Consider the following 14,520-nt stretch of genomic DNA (forward strand, 5'->3'; position numbering starts at 1 on the left):
AGAGATATTCCATGCCGACGACGGGCCTCAAAGAGGTGGAGCACGACATTACCGTGCTCGCCCCGGCCGAAGCCGTGTACCAACTGATTGCGGACGTGCAAAACTGGCCGCGAATCTTCCCGCCGACGGTCTACGTCGATCGCTTCGAGCAAACCGAGCGCGAGGAGCGGATTCGCATTTGGGCAACCGCCAATGGCCAGGCGAAAACGTGGGCCTCGCGCCGTGTCCTCGATCGCGAAAAGCTGCTCATCGAATTTCGGCAGGAGGTCTCCGCGCCCCCCGTCGCCTCGATGGGTGGAACGTGGATCATCGAGCCGATTTCCAAAACGGAATCGCGGGTAAGGCTGCTCCACGACTACCGCGCCATCGACGACGATCCGGCGAGCTTGAAGTGGATTGACGAGGCCGTCGATCGCAATTCACGCTCCGAGCTCACCGCACTCAAGGCGAATGTCGAGCGGGTAACCGCCTCCGAAGAATTGCTCATGTCCTTCGAGGACAGCATCGACATTCGCGGTTCGGCAAAAGACGTCTACGATTTCATCAACGAAGCGAATCTGTGGTCCGAGCGCTTGCCGCACGTAGCCAAGGTGCGCTTCGAGGAGGACGGGCAAGGCCTGCAAACCTTGGAAATGGATACGCGCGCCAAGGACGGCTCCACCCACACCACGAAGTCCATTCGCGTCTGCTTCCCCCATTATCGGATTGCCTACAAGCAAATCACCTTGCCTGCGTTGATGGATCTGCACACCGGCTATTGGACCTTCCGAGAGACCGAAAACGGCGTCCGCGCGTCATCGCAGCACACGGTCATCATTCGCGCGGAAAATATCGCGAAGATTCTCGGTCCCGAAGCCAATGTCGAGAAGGCGAAAGACTACGTTCGCACCGCACTGAGCACGAACAGCCGCGCGACCCTCGGTTATGCCAAAGAGTACGCGGAGGCGAAGCGCCGCGTCTGACGAATCGAGCACCTCCATCGTGACGAATAGAACGGAACAAATGGAAAGGATATCTCCCACCACGCCGGTGGTCGTGGTGGGCGCGGGGCCGGTCGGGCTGATGCTCGCCGGTGAGCTCAGACTCGGCGGCGCCGAGGTGATCGTGCTGGAGAAATTGGACGCTCCGATGACCGAATCGCGAGCCTCCACACTCCACGCGCGCACGATGGAAATTTTGGATAGCCGGGGGCTTCTGGAGAGCATCGGGAAGCCCCCGAATGACAAGATGGGGCATTTCGGCGGGCTGCCGCTCGATCTTACCCTTCCGAGCCCGTATCCCGGTCAATGGAAGGTCGCTCAAACCCAGCTCGAACCTATCCTCCAGCAATGGGCCTCCTCGTTGGGGGCCGATATCCGTCGCGGTCACGAAGTGATCGGCGTGGCCGCCGGCGAGGGCAAGGTCGAGATCCAAGCGATCGGCCCGAAAGGTCCCGTACGGATCGAGGCCAGCTATGTGGTGGCCTGCGACGGCGAAAACAGCATCGTCCGGCGCCTATTGGGCGTCGACTTCCCCCATTCGGGATTGGAGCGCGTGATGATTCGCGCGGACGTCGCCGGGATCCACATTCCCAACCGCCGTTTTCAGCGTTTGGCGAAGGGACTTGCCATTGCGGCCCGTCGCGAGGACGGGGTCACCCGCGTGATGGTGCACGAATTCGGTCGCATGGAAGAACGCGGGGCCGCACAAGCCACGTTCTCCGAGGTCGCCGATATCTGGATGCGCGTCACCGGTGAGGACATCCGCGGTGGGACCCCGCTGTGGGTCAACTCCTTCAGCGACGGCTCCTGCCAATTGACGCATTACCGCCATGGGCGAATCCTGTTCGCGGGCGACGCCGCACACCGGCAAATGCCGATCGGTGGCCAGGCCCTCAACCTCGGTTTGCAGGATGCCGTCAACCTCGGCTGGAAATTGGCACTTTGCGTCCGCGGGCGTGCCTCCGACGAGTTGCTCGATACGTACCATCACGAGCGGCATGCGGTCGGCGAGAGCGTCCTGTCGAATATCAAGGCACAGGCCATGCTGCTATTGGGCGGCCCCGAGGTGGAGTCGGTCCGGAATCTCATGGGCAAACTGATCACGCACGGCGATGTGCGGACCGAGTTGGCGTCGATGATCAGCGGCCTGGATGTCCGATACGACGTCGGCACCAACGCGAACCCCTTGCTGGGCGCGCGGATGCCGCACGTCGAGCTTACCACAAAGTCAGGCACCACCCGCACCCCGGCCTTGCTCCGCGGTGGTCGCGGGGTATTGCTCATTTTCGCAAATCACGACAAAACGCGCTTCGATCGGCTCGCCACGCAAGCAGCACCGTGGGCGGGCCACATTCAACTCATTCAGGCGAAGGCATTGCCAAATGAATCGTTGGTGAAAATACGCGCCGTTCTCATTCGTCCGGATGGCCACGTCGTATGGACCGAGGAAGCGGGCACGGATTCGAGCGATCTCACCGCCGCCTTGCACCGTTGGTTCGGCCCCCCCGCAGATTCGATCCGCAAATCAGGAGAATACCAAACATGGGTAAGCTCGTAGGCAAGACCGCATTGGTCACCGGGTCGAGCCGGGGAATCGGCCGAGCGACCGCCATCCGGCTCGCTCGGGAAGGCGCACTCGTTGCCGTCCATTACGCGAACAATGCGAGCGCGGCCCACGATGTCGTCACCTCGATCGAGAAGGCGGGCGGCCGCGCCTTTGCAATCCAGGCCGAGCTGGGCGTTCCCGGCGACGTGCAGCAACTCTTCGCGGGTCTGGAACAGGGGCTCGAGGAGCACACGGGGAAGGTCGCGCTCGACATTCTCGTCAACAACGCGGGGATCTTGGTGCGCACCTCGCCCGAGACGACCACGCCCGACATGTTCGACCGCCTCATGGCGGTCAATGCGAAGGCGCCCTTCTTCATCATCCAGCGCGCGCTATCGATCATTCCGGACGGCGGGCGCATCATCAACATCTCCACGGGCCTGACCAGGTTCGCCAACCCGGAGGAAATTGCGTTCGCGATGAGCAAGGGCGCGGTCGAAATGCTCGCGCGGCACTTTGCCAAGTATCTGGGCCCGCGCAACATCACGGTCAATAGTGTGGCGCCGGGCGTAACACGCAATAGCAATCCGGTTTTCAATATCCCCGAAGTCGTGAAGCAGTTGGGGCACTTCTCCACCTTCGGCCGCGTGGCCGAACCGGAAGACATCGGCGACGTCGTGGCATTCTTCGCTTCCGATGACTCGCGTTGGGTCACGGGTTCCTTCGTGGACGCAACCGGCGGATCGCTGCTGGGCAGCAGCTGACGCATGGATACTAAAACGAGCTTTCTCGTTACTCGTTACCACCGACCAACCCGATTCGAGGTCGGAAAGGACAGCCATGAACACGTTTAGAATGTACTTTGCGATGGCGCTCGGAACCGGAGCCATCGTGGCCGCCGCATTGGGATGCAGCAACTCGAGCGCGAAGCCCGCGTCCGATGTCGCTGCGACGAGCGGCGCCGCGGTAGCGACGGATGATTCTGCGCGCGCCAAGGAGGCCAAGGACGCCTTCTGGGAAGCATTCCGCTCGATGGACCTCGACGCGATTGCCGGTGCTCGCGACAAAATGATCGGCCTTTTCAACACCCGCCCGAAGGATCCGGATCTGGCGACCATCGGCGGCTTCGCTTACGTCATTCCCATTCAGACGATGCGGTATGGCGGTCCTCCGATGGATCCGTCGAAGATCCCCGCTTACTTCGAGCTTGCCGTGAAATACACGCAGGCCGGTGTGGACGCTGCACCCGACCAGCAGAGCAAAATCTTCGCCACGGCTTTCGCAGGAGGCGTCCTCTATTCGGGCGCAATGGTCAGGCAAGATTGGGCGGCGGCGCAGAAAGGTCGCGAAATGGAGCAACTCGTCACCACGCATATGCCCGCGTTGGGCTACGCGACGGTGACGGATCTGATGAATGGAGCACCGCGAAACACCCCGGATTTCACGACCTCCCTCGATTCGCTCTTTCGTCTCTACGAGCTGTGCAGCGGCGCAAAATTCGACCGCGCGCATCCCGATATGCGCCCGCTCCTCAAAAGGCCGTTTGCAAATCCGAGCCGCGACTGTGGAAATCATTACAACTGGCCGCACTCGATTCAAGGGTATCTCCTCAATTTCGCGGACATACTCGTCAAGAACAATCAGCCCGACGCCGCGCGCCCGGTCTACGAGTTCATCTCCAAGACCGAGGGGTACGACACCTGGAATCCGAAATTCAAGCATATCGTCGAAGAGCGCTTGGCCTCGGACTTGACCAAGCGCGCTGCGGAGTATGGCCCCGGCGATCCTCAAAAGCAGCCGCTCATCGGTGGCGGTTGTTTCGCTTGTCATGGAAAGTGAACTCCAGCGGACGTAATCAAAGAAGTCTCTCGCGATCGTAAGACCCGGACGCATCGGAAGGAGCGCTCGCATGTCCTCTACAACCCACTCACCAGCATCCCAGAGGCTACTCGACACTCTATTGGGAGCGCGCGGCGCTCACGCATTGTACGAGGCCACGAAATTCGGTTTTGCCGAACTTCTCGTCTCGGGTCCGAAAACGGCGGCCGAACTTGCTCGTCTCACCAATGCCCATGCTCCCTCCGTGCTCCGTTTGCTGCGGGCGCTCGCCGGCGTAGGTATTTTCGTCGAGCTCCAAGACGGTAGGTTTGCGAACACACGCTTGTCCCACTTGCTTTGCGCTGACAGTCCCAATTCGAAGCGCAAGAGTTCTCCGAAGTCGAAAAATTCTTCTCGCAGTTCAAGGTGACCACATGCTGGCGTCTGCGCAACCCCGGACACCATCGCGGCAGTCTCCCTAAAAACTCTAGCCATCGTCATACACGCATTCATCGGAAGGAAACGCTCGCATGTCATCTGCCAACCAGTCCAATCCCACCCAGCGGCTGCTCGATACTCTCTTGGGAGCGCGCGGCGCTCACGCATTGCACGCAGCCACGAAATTCGGTTTTGCGGACCACCTTGCCTCGGAACCGAAAACGTCGACCGAACTTGCTCGCCTCACGAATACCCATGCTCCCTCCGTGCTCCGCTTGCTGCGGGCGCTCGCTAGCTTGGGCATCTTCACCGAGCTCGACGACGGCAGATTTGCGAACACCGCGTCATCCGAACTACTTCGCACCGACAACCCCAATTCGATGCGCGATAGCGTCCTGTTTCTCAATCACGACATCATGGCTCAGGCTTGGACGCAGCTGCCCAGCGCCATCGAAACGGGGAAACCCGCCTTCGATTTGCACTACGGCGAGAACCTTTGGCAGTACACCTCGAAGCATCCCGAGGCGGCTTCGGTCTTCAATGCGGGCATGACATCTTTCTCGACTTTGTCCGCTGCCGCCGTGGCCAATGCGTACGACTTCAGTGACATCGGCACGCTGTGCGACCTCGGCGGCGGTCGAGGCATTTTGCTCGCGACCATTCTGGCGAAACACCCGAATCTGCGAGGCATTCTTTTCGATCAGCCCCATGTCGTTTCCTCCGCCGGAAAGGGCCACGACCGGTGGGATGCCATCAAAGACCGTTGTCAGGCCGTGGGCGGCAACTTCTTCGAATCCGTGCCCGCGGCGGATGCTTATATCATGAAGAGCGTCATTCACGATTGGACCGACGAAGAGTCCGTGCGCATCTTCCAGACCGTGCAACGGGCCACGAAACCCGGTCAAAAGCTTCTCCTGGTCGAGGCCATCATCCAGCCGGGTAATGGGCCCGACATCGGCAAAATCGTGGATCTCGGGATGATGATCATGACGGGCCACGGCCGTGAGCGCTCGGAGAAAGAGTACGCGAAGATTCTGGATGCGGGTGGCTTCGATCTCGTGCGCCTCGTGCCAACGGCGTCGTACAGCTACATCATCGAGTCGCGTCGGCGATGAGCCCCCATCCGTCCCGCTTCCGTGCCTTCGCGGACGGAAGCGGGGATCGCGGTGGTCGTTCCAACGAGAATCCATAATTCGTTTTACATTAAAGAATCGCTGATATCCAATTAAATCGATATGACCTGGAAGATGTTCGCTTGACGAGACCCAGGTACTAATTATGATTGAGTCTGGCAGTAATGAACGCTGCATCACTGTGGTCTGCGATAGGGCGCGCCGCAGCATAAAGTATAGCCGAGAGGTGAGGGATGGAAAGAGTAGCGGTCGTGGGCGCTGGTATGTCCGGTCTGGTGACGGCCAAGGAACTCCTCGATGAGGGCGCGGAGGTCGTCGTTTTCGAAGAAGAGCCCAAGGTCGGAGGAACGTTCACGACGGGCCTGGGCTACGAGCGAATGCACCTTACGGTGTCCAATTACTTCATGGCCTTTTCGTCGTTGCCACCCCCCGAGAATCAGGGCCGCTATTTCTGGAGCCGTGCAGAGTACATCGAATACCTCGAGCGTTTCACGGCCAAGTTCGAGATCAACAAGCATGTACGCACCAATACGAAAGTAACCGGAATCTACAGGAACCCCGACGGCACGTTCCGCGTGGCAAGCATGGGCCCCTACGGACCGACGGAGGAGAATTTCACGGCCGTTGCCATCTGTCGCGGCGCCTTTCGCCGGGTGGCGCCCCGGATGATTCCGTTGGAAGGCAATTATACGGGGCAGGTCGTCCACACTGCGGATTGGACCGGTCCCGAGCAATTTCGTGGCAAGCGCGTCGTCTGTGTCGGGATGGGCGAGACATCTGCCGACATTACGAAGTGGATATCGGATGTGGCGCAAGAGTGCTGGCTCTCGATGCGATCCTATCCGTTGCTCATCGAGCGGTATCCATACGGAGGTGCCGACACCAACGATGCCTACTCGACCAGGGTCCTTCACTGGGGCGATCATCTTCGAACCGTCACGACGCTCAAGGAAAAGCTGCAGGCGTATTTGCCCGAGATGCCTGCGCGTAACCGCCTCGTCTACGAGTGGCTCTCCAAGTCGAAGGGTGGACGGTTCCTCCAGAAGAACGACGTATTCATCGACAACGTCCTGAGCGGCGCGATCAAGCCCACCTTCGGTGGCATCGAGAAGTGCGAGGGCAAGCGAATTTACTTCAAAGACGGCCAGAGCACCGAAGCGGACATCGTGATGCTTTGCACGGGCTACGAGGAGGGATCCATCCCCTCGGGTTGGATCGAGGGTCTCGAGATCCCCGACGTGCGGAACCTCTACAAGCATATGTTTCATCCCGATACGGGTCGCCGCCTTGCATTCATCGGCTGGGCGCGACCCGTCCAAGGTGGCGTACCGGCCGCCGCGGAAATGCAGGCACGTCTTTTCGCACGGGCATGCAGCGGGAAATGGGATCTTCCGGAGAAAAGCGAGCTGCTCGAGAAGATCGGGGCCGATGTTGCCAGGGAGAATGCGCTGACCAACGGCATTCCGTACATGCGCACGCTCGTCCGCTACACGGACTACCTGGATGACGTGGCCAATATCGTTGGGTGCAACCCCAAGCTGGAGGACTTCCTCGACGATCCCGAGTTGTTGTACCGCCTCGCTTGCGGCTCCAACATCGCCCCTTGCTACAGATTGGTGGGTCCCCACGCCGATCCCGAGGGCGCCAGAAAAGTCATCATGCGCCTGCCCGTTGCGATGGAGAAGAGCGTCGCCCATCGAGACCTTTTCGATCATCTGGTGCCCCACAACCTCCAGGGCCGAGTCCCCGCGTCGAAGCTCGATCAAATCGCATCCGTCCTCAAATCGCATTTCACGCGCGCATGGGAAGGAAAGCCGACGACGTACGTGCAGGCGACCCCTCCCACCTTCTCTTGAGCAACACAGGCTAGTATTTCACTGGGAGGTTTACGAATGAAACTATAGACGAGTAAGCCCGTCGGACGGCACTGGAGACAATCGGTCGTCGCGGTTGACGGAATTCGCAATTTACGATTGCCGTTGGACCGTTGACCGCCGACTTCTTGCTAGGAAGGACAAATGAACCCCGCGGAGAAAGCCATCGACCCCACTTCGCCCCAAAAGGCGGAGGAAACACGCCGGCCCCAAGAACCGCCACCTAGGGTCCGCGAAGATTACACGGCGGAAGAATTCGTCACGGACGACGATCTTTACGCCAACTTACCTTGTACGGATTGACTCGGTCGTCCCGAGATCGCCCGGGACGAGGAGAAACACTTTCATGCAGCAAGAACAAGATTCCGTTCGGAGTATTCGTATCCTTGCGAAGAGCGTATTCCGCCGGCTGCAGGGAGAAGGATACGAACGCGTTCAACTCATTCAATTTGCGAGCGAGCTCGTCGGGCTAATTGGCTCCAAGGAGCCGCCTCCGTCATCGGACGACGATTCGCCGCTCTCCGAGGGCCATTCTCCCGAACGCGCGCACGTCTCGGGAGCACCGGATGCGACGTGACACCGGTTGCGTCTCGCGTTCGGCGCTGGTTTGCATAGGGTTCATCGTTTCTCTTTCGTGCTCGAACGCGGACGAAACCACGAGCGCGATGGACCATGAACTCCATGCCGCCGGAGGTGAGGAGGCCGCGCCACGGAGACGCCCGAACATATTGATGATTCTGGCCGATGACTTGGGTTATTCCGACATCGGTGCTTTTGGCGGCGAAATCGCCACGCCCAATCTCGATGCGCTGGCTGCCAAAGGTCGCATTCTCACGGATTACTACGCAGCGCCCACGTGCTCGCCCACCCGGTCCGAACTCCTCTCCGGAACGGATCATCACCTCGCGGGCCTTGGTTCGATGGCCGAGGTGATGCTTCCTTCCCAGCGAGGGAAGCCTGGATACGAAGGGTATTTGAACGAGCGTTCGCTCTCCATTGCGGAACTTCTGCGGGATGGCGGATACCACACGTACATGGCAGGGAAATGGCATCTCGGGCTCGAAGAGAGTCAGAGTCCCAAGGCGCGCGGATTCGAATCGTCGTTCGCGTTGCTCGGTGGTGGCGGGTCGCACTTCGCGCCCGTGCCGGGAAAGCCCATGCCGTACGATGACGTGAAGTATCGGGAGAACGGTGTATTTACCGCCATTCCGGCGGACTTTTTCTCCACCACGTTCTACACGGACAAGCTCGTCGCATACATCGATGAGCACGCAGGCGACGGTAAACCGTTCTTTGCTTACGCTGCCTATACGGCTCCGCATTGGCCTCTTCAGGCACCACCCGAAATCATCGATCGCTATCGCGGGCGGTACGACGATGGCTTCGAGCCTACGCGCTCGAGACGCGTCGCACGATTGAAGCGGCTTGGCGTCATTCCGGCGGCATTCGAGCCGAATCAGCCACTGCCGTCGACGCCTGCCAATCCCGCATGGGACGATCTGACCGAAGAGCAGAAGAAGTTTTCTGCCCGCACCATGGAGGTGTATGCGGCCATGGTCGAGCACCTCGATGCGAACATCGGCCGATTGCTGCAGCATCTGAAGGAAATTGGCGAGTACGACGACACATTCGTGTTCTTTCAGTCGGACAACGGTGCAGAAGGAAGCGAGTTTACCTTTCCGAATGGGCCGAACGTCGACAATTCGTACGAGAATATCGGGCGTCCGCTCTCGAATATCAACTACGGAGCTCGCTGGGCCGAGGTGAGTGCGGCGCCGTACAGGCTTTGGAAAGGTCATTCGACCGAAGGAGGCGTTCGTGTGCCGGCCATTGCGCACCTGCCTCGACAAGGACATTGTCGCGCAGCATTCCGGGGGCTCTCGCGGACCTTGGATCTTGCGCCCACCTTCCTCCAGATTGCCAATATTCCCAATCCGGGTTCCCGATACGGCGGAAGAGAGGTGAATCCGATCACCGGCTTTTCGATGTTGCGCGGCCTAAAGGGCAATACCACGAGAGTACGCCCCGCCGGCAGCGTTCTCGCCGACGAGCTCTTTGGCGATCGATACGTGCGGCGGGACCAGTGGAAGATCACGTGGGTCGAGCCCCCGTTGGGTTCGGGCCGATGGCAGCTTTTCGATTTATCGACGGATGGGGCCGAGGCTCACGACAAGGCGATGGAAGAGCCCGTGCTCTTCGAAGAGCTGCGAGCCCAATGGGCCGAATACAAACGCGCCAATGGCGTCATTCCGGGAGGCTCGGGGGCGCCGTGAGGCGGCTTACCCTCGCCGCCATCCTGATAACGTCCGCAATTGTGGGAGGCGTTTGGGCTCGCGCTCGAACCAACACGCCGTCGGCACGTCTTGGATCGAGCGCCCAATGCGGCGTATACAGCGGTCTGCCGCCCGAGTGGGGCGCATCGCCGACGGCCGGCATGGTCCACGTCGATGGTGACGAGTTCGTGCTCGGGAGCATGCACGGCTATGCCGATGAACGCCCCGCAGGCCCGGTGCGCGTTGCCGGCTTTTTCATCGATCGCACGGAGGTGACGAATGCCCAGTTCGCAGCCTTCGTCGAGGCCACGGGGTACGTGACGGGCGCCGAAAAGAGCGGAGGAGCCGTGTTTCGCCAGCCCACCCGCGATACGATTGGAGACGAGCCGTGGTGGCATTACGAGCGCGGCGCCAACTGGCGCCACCCCGATGGGCCACCGAGTGACATTACCAATCGCGGCAACGAGCCCGTCGTGCAGCTCACGCTGGAGGACGCCTCCGCGTATGCGCGATGGCTCGGGCGGCGATTGCCCACCGAAGCCGAATGGGAGCTTGCAGCTCGGGCGGGCGTCGCCGGCGCCGCGCTCGATGGTGCCCCGGCCACGCGGGAAGGAAAGCCCGCGGCCAATTTTTGGCAAGGTGATTTCCCCATCGAGAACCTTGCCCAAGACGGCTACGCGGGCCGCTCGCCCGTCGGGTGCTTTTCCTCGAATGGATTTGGCCTCTACGATATGATCGGGAATGTCTGGGAGTGGACGAGCGATCCTTATCGAGGATCGCACCAGGCCCAGGGTGCGCCAGCGCCCGCGGAGCACGAGCCAGTCGAGCCCCGCGTGATCAAGGGCGGCTCGTACCTGTGCGCGTCGAATTTCTGCGCCCGCCATCGTGCCACGGCAAGGCACCCGCAAGACGCCAGCCTCTCGACCGCCCACGTGGGCTTCCGCACCGCCAAGTCGGACTGAGCGCCTCCTGGGGCGCGGCTTGACGAAAGTTATCCGACTGGATAACTTCGTCGCCGTTGACGTTTCCCCGCTCGAACCGCCGCAGGCGCAGGAGGTAACCATGCCGAGAGAATCCGAGGTTGCAGGTCGGTCGATGCGCGGGCAATTGATGGACGCGGCCGAGCGCCTGGCGCCCAGGCTGCAGGCAGCGACCGCGGCCATCGAGAGCCGCCGTTCTCTGCCGCAGGACATCGCCGCGGAGCTGGCGGCGGCGGGGCTTTATCGCATGCTCACGCCGGCAGCGCTCGGTGGTCACGAAGTCGACGTGCATACCTTCGTCACGGTCATCGAGCGGCTGGCCAGGGCCGATGCCTCGGCCGCTTGGTGCACGTTCATCTCCTGCACCTCGGCGCTCGTGGGCGCTTATCTTCCGCAGACCGAGGCGCGCGTGCTGTTCGCCCACCCCGAAGTCAAATGGGCCGGCGTATTTGCGCCGCGCGGGCAGGCCCATCGCGTGACCCGCGATGGAGTCGAAGGCTTCATGGTCAGCGGGCGGTGGCCCTGGGGTTCCGGCTGTCTCAATGCCGACTACGTCACCGGCGGCTGCCTGGTGCTGGATGCGAATGGCAAACCCGAGGCCCTCGCCGGCGGCACGCCCAATGTGCGGTCCATGGTATTCAGCGCCGACCAAATCGAGATTCACGATACCTGGCATTCCCTCGGGCTGAGAGGAACCGGCAGCAACGAATTCGGCGTGCACGAGCTGTTCGTGCCGGCGGCCCGCTCGACCGCATTGATGACGGACACACCCCTGCCCGGCCCGCTGTACCGTTTTCCTTTGTTTGGCCTGCTCGGCCTGGGTATCGCGGCCGTCGCCTTGGGCGTGGCGCGCGTGGCCATCGACAGCCTGATCGAGCTGGCGACGAAGAAAACCCCGCAGGGCAGCACGCGGCTACTTGCCGAGCGCCCCTCGACGCAAGAGCACGTGGCGCGCGCGGAAGCACGCTGGCGGGCGGCACGCGCCCTCGTGCTGGAGGCGGTGGATGCGGCATGGTCCGCGGCGGTCGAGACCGAAGGGATATCCACCGAGCACAAACGGGATATCCGTCTCGCAACGACCTTTGCCACCGAAGAAGCGGCCGCCGTGGTGAATCGCATGCACACGACGGCGGGCGGGAGTGCGGTATTCGAGGCCTCGCCCATTCAGCGCTGCCTGCGCGACGTGCATGTTGCGACCCAGCACATGATGGTGGGCGAATCCACGTACGAAGTCACCGGGCGCCTGCTGCTGGGCCTCCCCACCAACACGGCGATGCTCTAGCGCAAAATGCTGTAGACGAGGCGCTCCACCGCGGGTGCGAAGATTCCGGCTTCGAATTTCCGGCGCGGCAAGGCCGACTGCCCCAGGATCAATCCGCCAATCGCGTGCAGCACGAAAGCATAATCCTTTTCCGGCTCTTTCGAGCCCAGGGCGACGAATGCCTTGCGGCACAGGGCCGCGTGAATCTTTCCCCATTTGAGCAGCGCCGGGCGCAGCTCCGGTTCGCGGATCGCCGCGAGGTTGATCTCGTACAACGCCACGCCAATATCGGGATGATTGACCACATGGTCGATGTTGTAACGAACCAGCACGGCAGCAAATCGCGACGGATCGGACGCGGCCGCTTCCAGATCTGGGATGATCGCGCCAAAGGTGGTGGCAATGTACCCGCACACCTTCTCGACGACAGCCACCATGAGGGCGCCGCGGGTCCCGAAATAATAGGCGACCAGGCCGTGGCTCGCCGCCGCTTCCTTGGCGACCGTGCGCAGGCTGACCGCACTCGGTCCTTCGCGCACGACGATGCGCAGCGCTGCCTTGACCAGATCGTCGCGGCGCTGGGCTCCACGGTTCGTCAGCTCGGCATTTTCCGTTCGTTTGCTCTTCTTGGCCGTACTCGTTGACATATCCAAACCACCCGCTTGGACTATATCCGATCACGCCTGTTCGTGCATTGATTTGATACATATTGATACTCAGAAATCAGCCCTCGTCGGTGTATAGGAGGACCATTCGCTGCTGGCGTGAGCGCATCGGTTTTCGCCATGCACGGAGAAAGGGCATTTCGTGTCGAGTATTCATTTTTCGCGTTTCGGTATTCTTGCGATGGGCTTTGCGATTCTCGCCGGGTGCGGTGAAGCACCGGAGGCCGACGAAATCGGGCAAAACGAAGCATCGTTGTCCGGAGAGGGAGGGGAGAGTGCACCGAACGCGCGCGATGGGCAGTTTCCTTCGACGCTTCATCTGACGAGTCTCGAGGTGGCGTGTACCGCGACCAAGATCGGGCCCCGGCACATTCTGACCGCTGGGCACTGCGCTCTCGATGAAAGCAAGAAAATCGATGGCCCGTTCAAACCGGGCGGGAATCTGTTCGTGTCCAATAAAGCCAAGCTCGTACCGGCCGGCTGCACCAAAAGTGAACCGGCGTGCTTCGTGTCGAAAGAGCAGACGGCAATCGGGTTGGGGTACGTGAAAGTGACCGTCGAAAAGACCTTGCTCGAGCCGGTATTTGCGAAGAAACCCCTGACACTCGGCGAGGGGTCCGATTTGGCGGTGATCCTGCTGACCGCCGAATCTGCGGCCAAGATCAAAAACATTCCCACCGCCAAAATCGATTTTAGCGCCGTTCATCCGGGAGACGCCCTGACGTTGCAAGGCTACGGCGAAGATTGTTTGCAGTTCAACCAGCGACCCGAGTTGCGGTATGCGGACGCCAAGGCCATTCCCGCGCTCCGCGCCACCACGCCCGATCCGGAATCGCCGCCACCGCCGCCCCCTATCTCGGAAGCCCTTCGCAAGAAGATCGAGAAGGTCATGTTCTTCACGGATTCCAATCTGCGCCTTGGCCCCACGTTGTGCTCCGGAGATTCCGGCGCCCCCGTCTTTCGCAAGGGCAAACCCAACATCGTGGTGGGCGTGAATTCGACGGGCTGGCACGACAGCCAAATGTATTCCAACTGGCATGTCCGCCTCGACGACAAGACCGATGCCAAGGTCCATGCGTGGCTGAAATCGACGCTTGCGCAGTGAGGCGGGCTAAATCCAATTTTTCTTTCCAAGGCAGACACATCATGAAACGTCTTTCGAAAATTCATGCTCTCACGATCCTCACGGCACTCTCGGGAGCCGTCGCCTCGACCGCCTTCGCCGCGGAATCGCAGGACGAGAATACCGACGATGCCGTCCTTGCCGATCGCCGCGTTCCCGAATGCAGCGATGACGCGTCCGCCGCGAATCCGTGCTGGGAAGCTGGACTCGGCAACCGCTGGGTGAAATTCAAGAATACCGGCAACACCCAGGTCAAAGTGGTAGCCGTGTTCCGCCGAAACCATCGACAGGGCGAGCTCGAACGGACCAGTGGACGCCACGAGGGCAACGTTGCCATTCTCAAGCCTGGGCAAGACGCTGTTTGGCATTTCTTGGCCACCGACGGCCCCGAAGACTACGTCGTACGCGACATTCGCTAGGTATTGCGCA

13 protein-coding genes are annotated in these 14,520 nt (G+C 61.0%); 12 read left to right on the forward strand and 1 reads right to left on the reverse strand.

Annotation, left to right across the window (positions count from 1 at the left end; all coding sequences use genetic code 11):
- The first annotated feature begins 11 nt into the window (after positions 1-11).
- The 10 genes from LZC95_37920 to LZC95_37965 all read left to right on the forward strand — a co-directional run bounded on the left by LZC95_37920 (position 12) and on the right by LZC95_37965 (position 12,324).
- Positions 12-962, forward strand: a complete 951-nt coding sequence (locus tag LZC95_37920; GenBank protein WXA92221.1) for an aromatase/cyclase — start codon at positions 12-14, stop codon at positions 960-962.
- A gap of 40 nt (positions 963-1,002) precedes the next feature.
- Positions 1,003-2,538 (forward strand): FAD-dependent monooxygenase, encoded by a 1,536-nt coding sequence (locus LZC95_37925; protein WXA92222.1) that lies wholly within the window; start codon positions 1,003-1,005, stop codon positions 2,536-2,538.
- Positions 2,523-3,290, forward strand: a complete 768-nt coding sequence (locus LZC95_37930; GenBank protein ID WXA92223.1) for an SDR family oxidoreductase — start codon at positions 2,523-2,525, stop codon at positions 3,288-3,290. Before LZC95_37925 ends, LZC95_37930 begins: the two co-directional genes overlap by 16 nt.
- A 76-nt stretch (positions 3,291-3,366) precedes the next feature.
- On the forward strand, positions 3,367-4,365 hold the full coding sequence (locus LZC95_37935) for a hypothetical protein (protein WXA92224.1): 999 nt from the start codon (positions 3,367-3,369) through the stop codon (positions 4,363-4,365).
- Positions 4,366-4,874: 509 nt separating this feature from the next.
- Positions 4,875-5,897 (forward strand): hypothetical protein, encoded by a 1,023-nt coding sequence (locus tag LZC95_37940; GenBank protein WXA92225.1) that lies wholly within the window; start codon positions 4,875-4,877, stop codon positions 5,895-5,897.
- A 251-nt stretch (positions 5,898-6,148) separates the two neighbouring features.
- Positions 6,149-7,771 (forward strand): NAD(P)-binding domain-containing protein, encoded by a 1,623-nt coding sequence (locus tag LZC95_37945; GenBank protein ID WXA92226.1) that lies wholly within the window; start codon positions 6,149-6,151, stop codon positions 7,769-7,771.
- 364 nt (positions 7,772-8,135) lie between these two features.
- A complete protein-coding gene (locus tag LZC95_37950) occupies positions 8,136-8,366 on the forward strand; it encodes a hypothetical protein (protein WXA92227.1) in 231 nt (76 codons plus the stop codon).
- 154 nt (positions 8,367-8,520) lie between these two features.
- Positions 8,521-10,062: an arylsulfatase gene (locus tag LZC95_37955; GenBank protein ID WXA92228.1), complete on the forward strand. Its 1,542-nt coding sequence runs from the start codon at positions 8,521-8,523 to the stop codon at positions 10,060-10,062.
- On the forward strand, positions 10,059-11,024 hold the full coding sequence (locus tag LZC95_37960; GenBank protein ID WXA92229.1) for a formylglycine-generating enzyme family protein: 966 nt from the start codon (positions 10,059-10,061) through the stop codon (positions 11,022-11,024). The genes LZC95_37955 and LZC95_37960 overlap by 4 nt, the downstream gene beginning before the upstream one ends.
- A 100-nt stretch (positions 11,025-11,124) precedes the next feature.
- Positions 11,125-12,324, forward strand: coding sequence for an acyl-CoA dehydrogenase family protein (locus LZC95_37965; GenBank protein WXA92230.1), 1,200 nt, complete (start codon positions 11,125-11,127; stop codon positions 12,322-12,324).
- Here LZC95_37965 and LZC95_37970 read toward each other — a convergent pair.
- Positions 12,321-12,950 carry a TetR family transcriptional regulator gene (locus LZC95_37970; protein WXA92231.1) on the reverse strand — a complete coding sequence of 210 codons (630 nt, stop codon included), beginning with the start codon at positions 12,948-12,950 and terminating at the stop codon, positions 12,321-12,323. The two genes, LZC95_37965 and LZC95_37970, sit on opposite strands and share 4 nt — an antisense overlap.
- Before the next feature lie 199 nt (positions 12,951-13,149).
- Between LZC95_37970 and LZC95_37975 the strand changes: the two genes are divergently transcribed.
- Together LZC95_37975 and LZC95_37980 are read left to right on the forward strand one after the other, a co-directional pair.
- On the forward strand, positions 13,150-14,073 hold the full coding sequence (locus LZC95_37975; GenBank protein WXA92232.1) for a S1 family peptidase: 924 nt from the start codon (positions 13,150-13,152) through the stop codon (positions 14,071-14,073).
- A gap of 41 nt (positions 14,074-14,114) precedes the next feature.
- Positions 14,115-14,510: a hypothetical protein gene (locus tag LZC95_37980; protein WXA92233.1), complete on the forward strand. Its 396-nt coding sequence runs from the start codon at positions 14,115-14,117 to the stop codon at positions 14,508-14,510.
- Positions 14,511-14,520 lie beyond the last annotated feature (10 nt).

The sequence above is a fragment of the Sorangiineae bacterium MSr12523 genome (assembly GCA_037157775.1).
GTDB lineage: Bacteria > Myxococcota_A > Polyangia > Polyangiales > Polyangiaceae > Pendulispora > Pendulispora brunnea.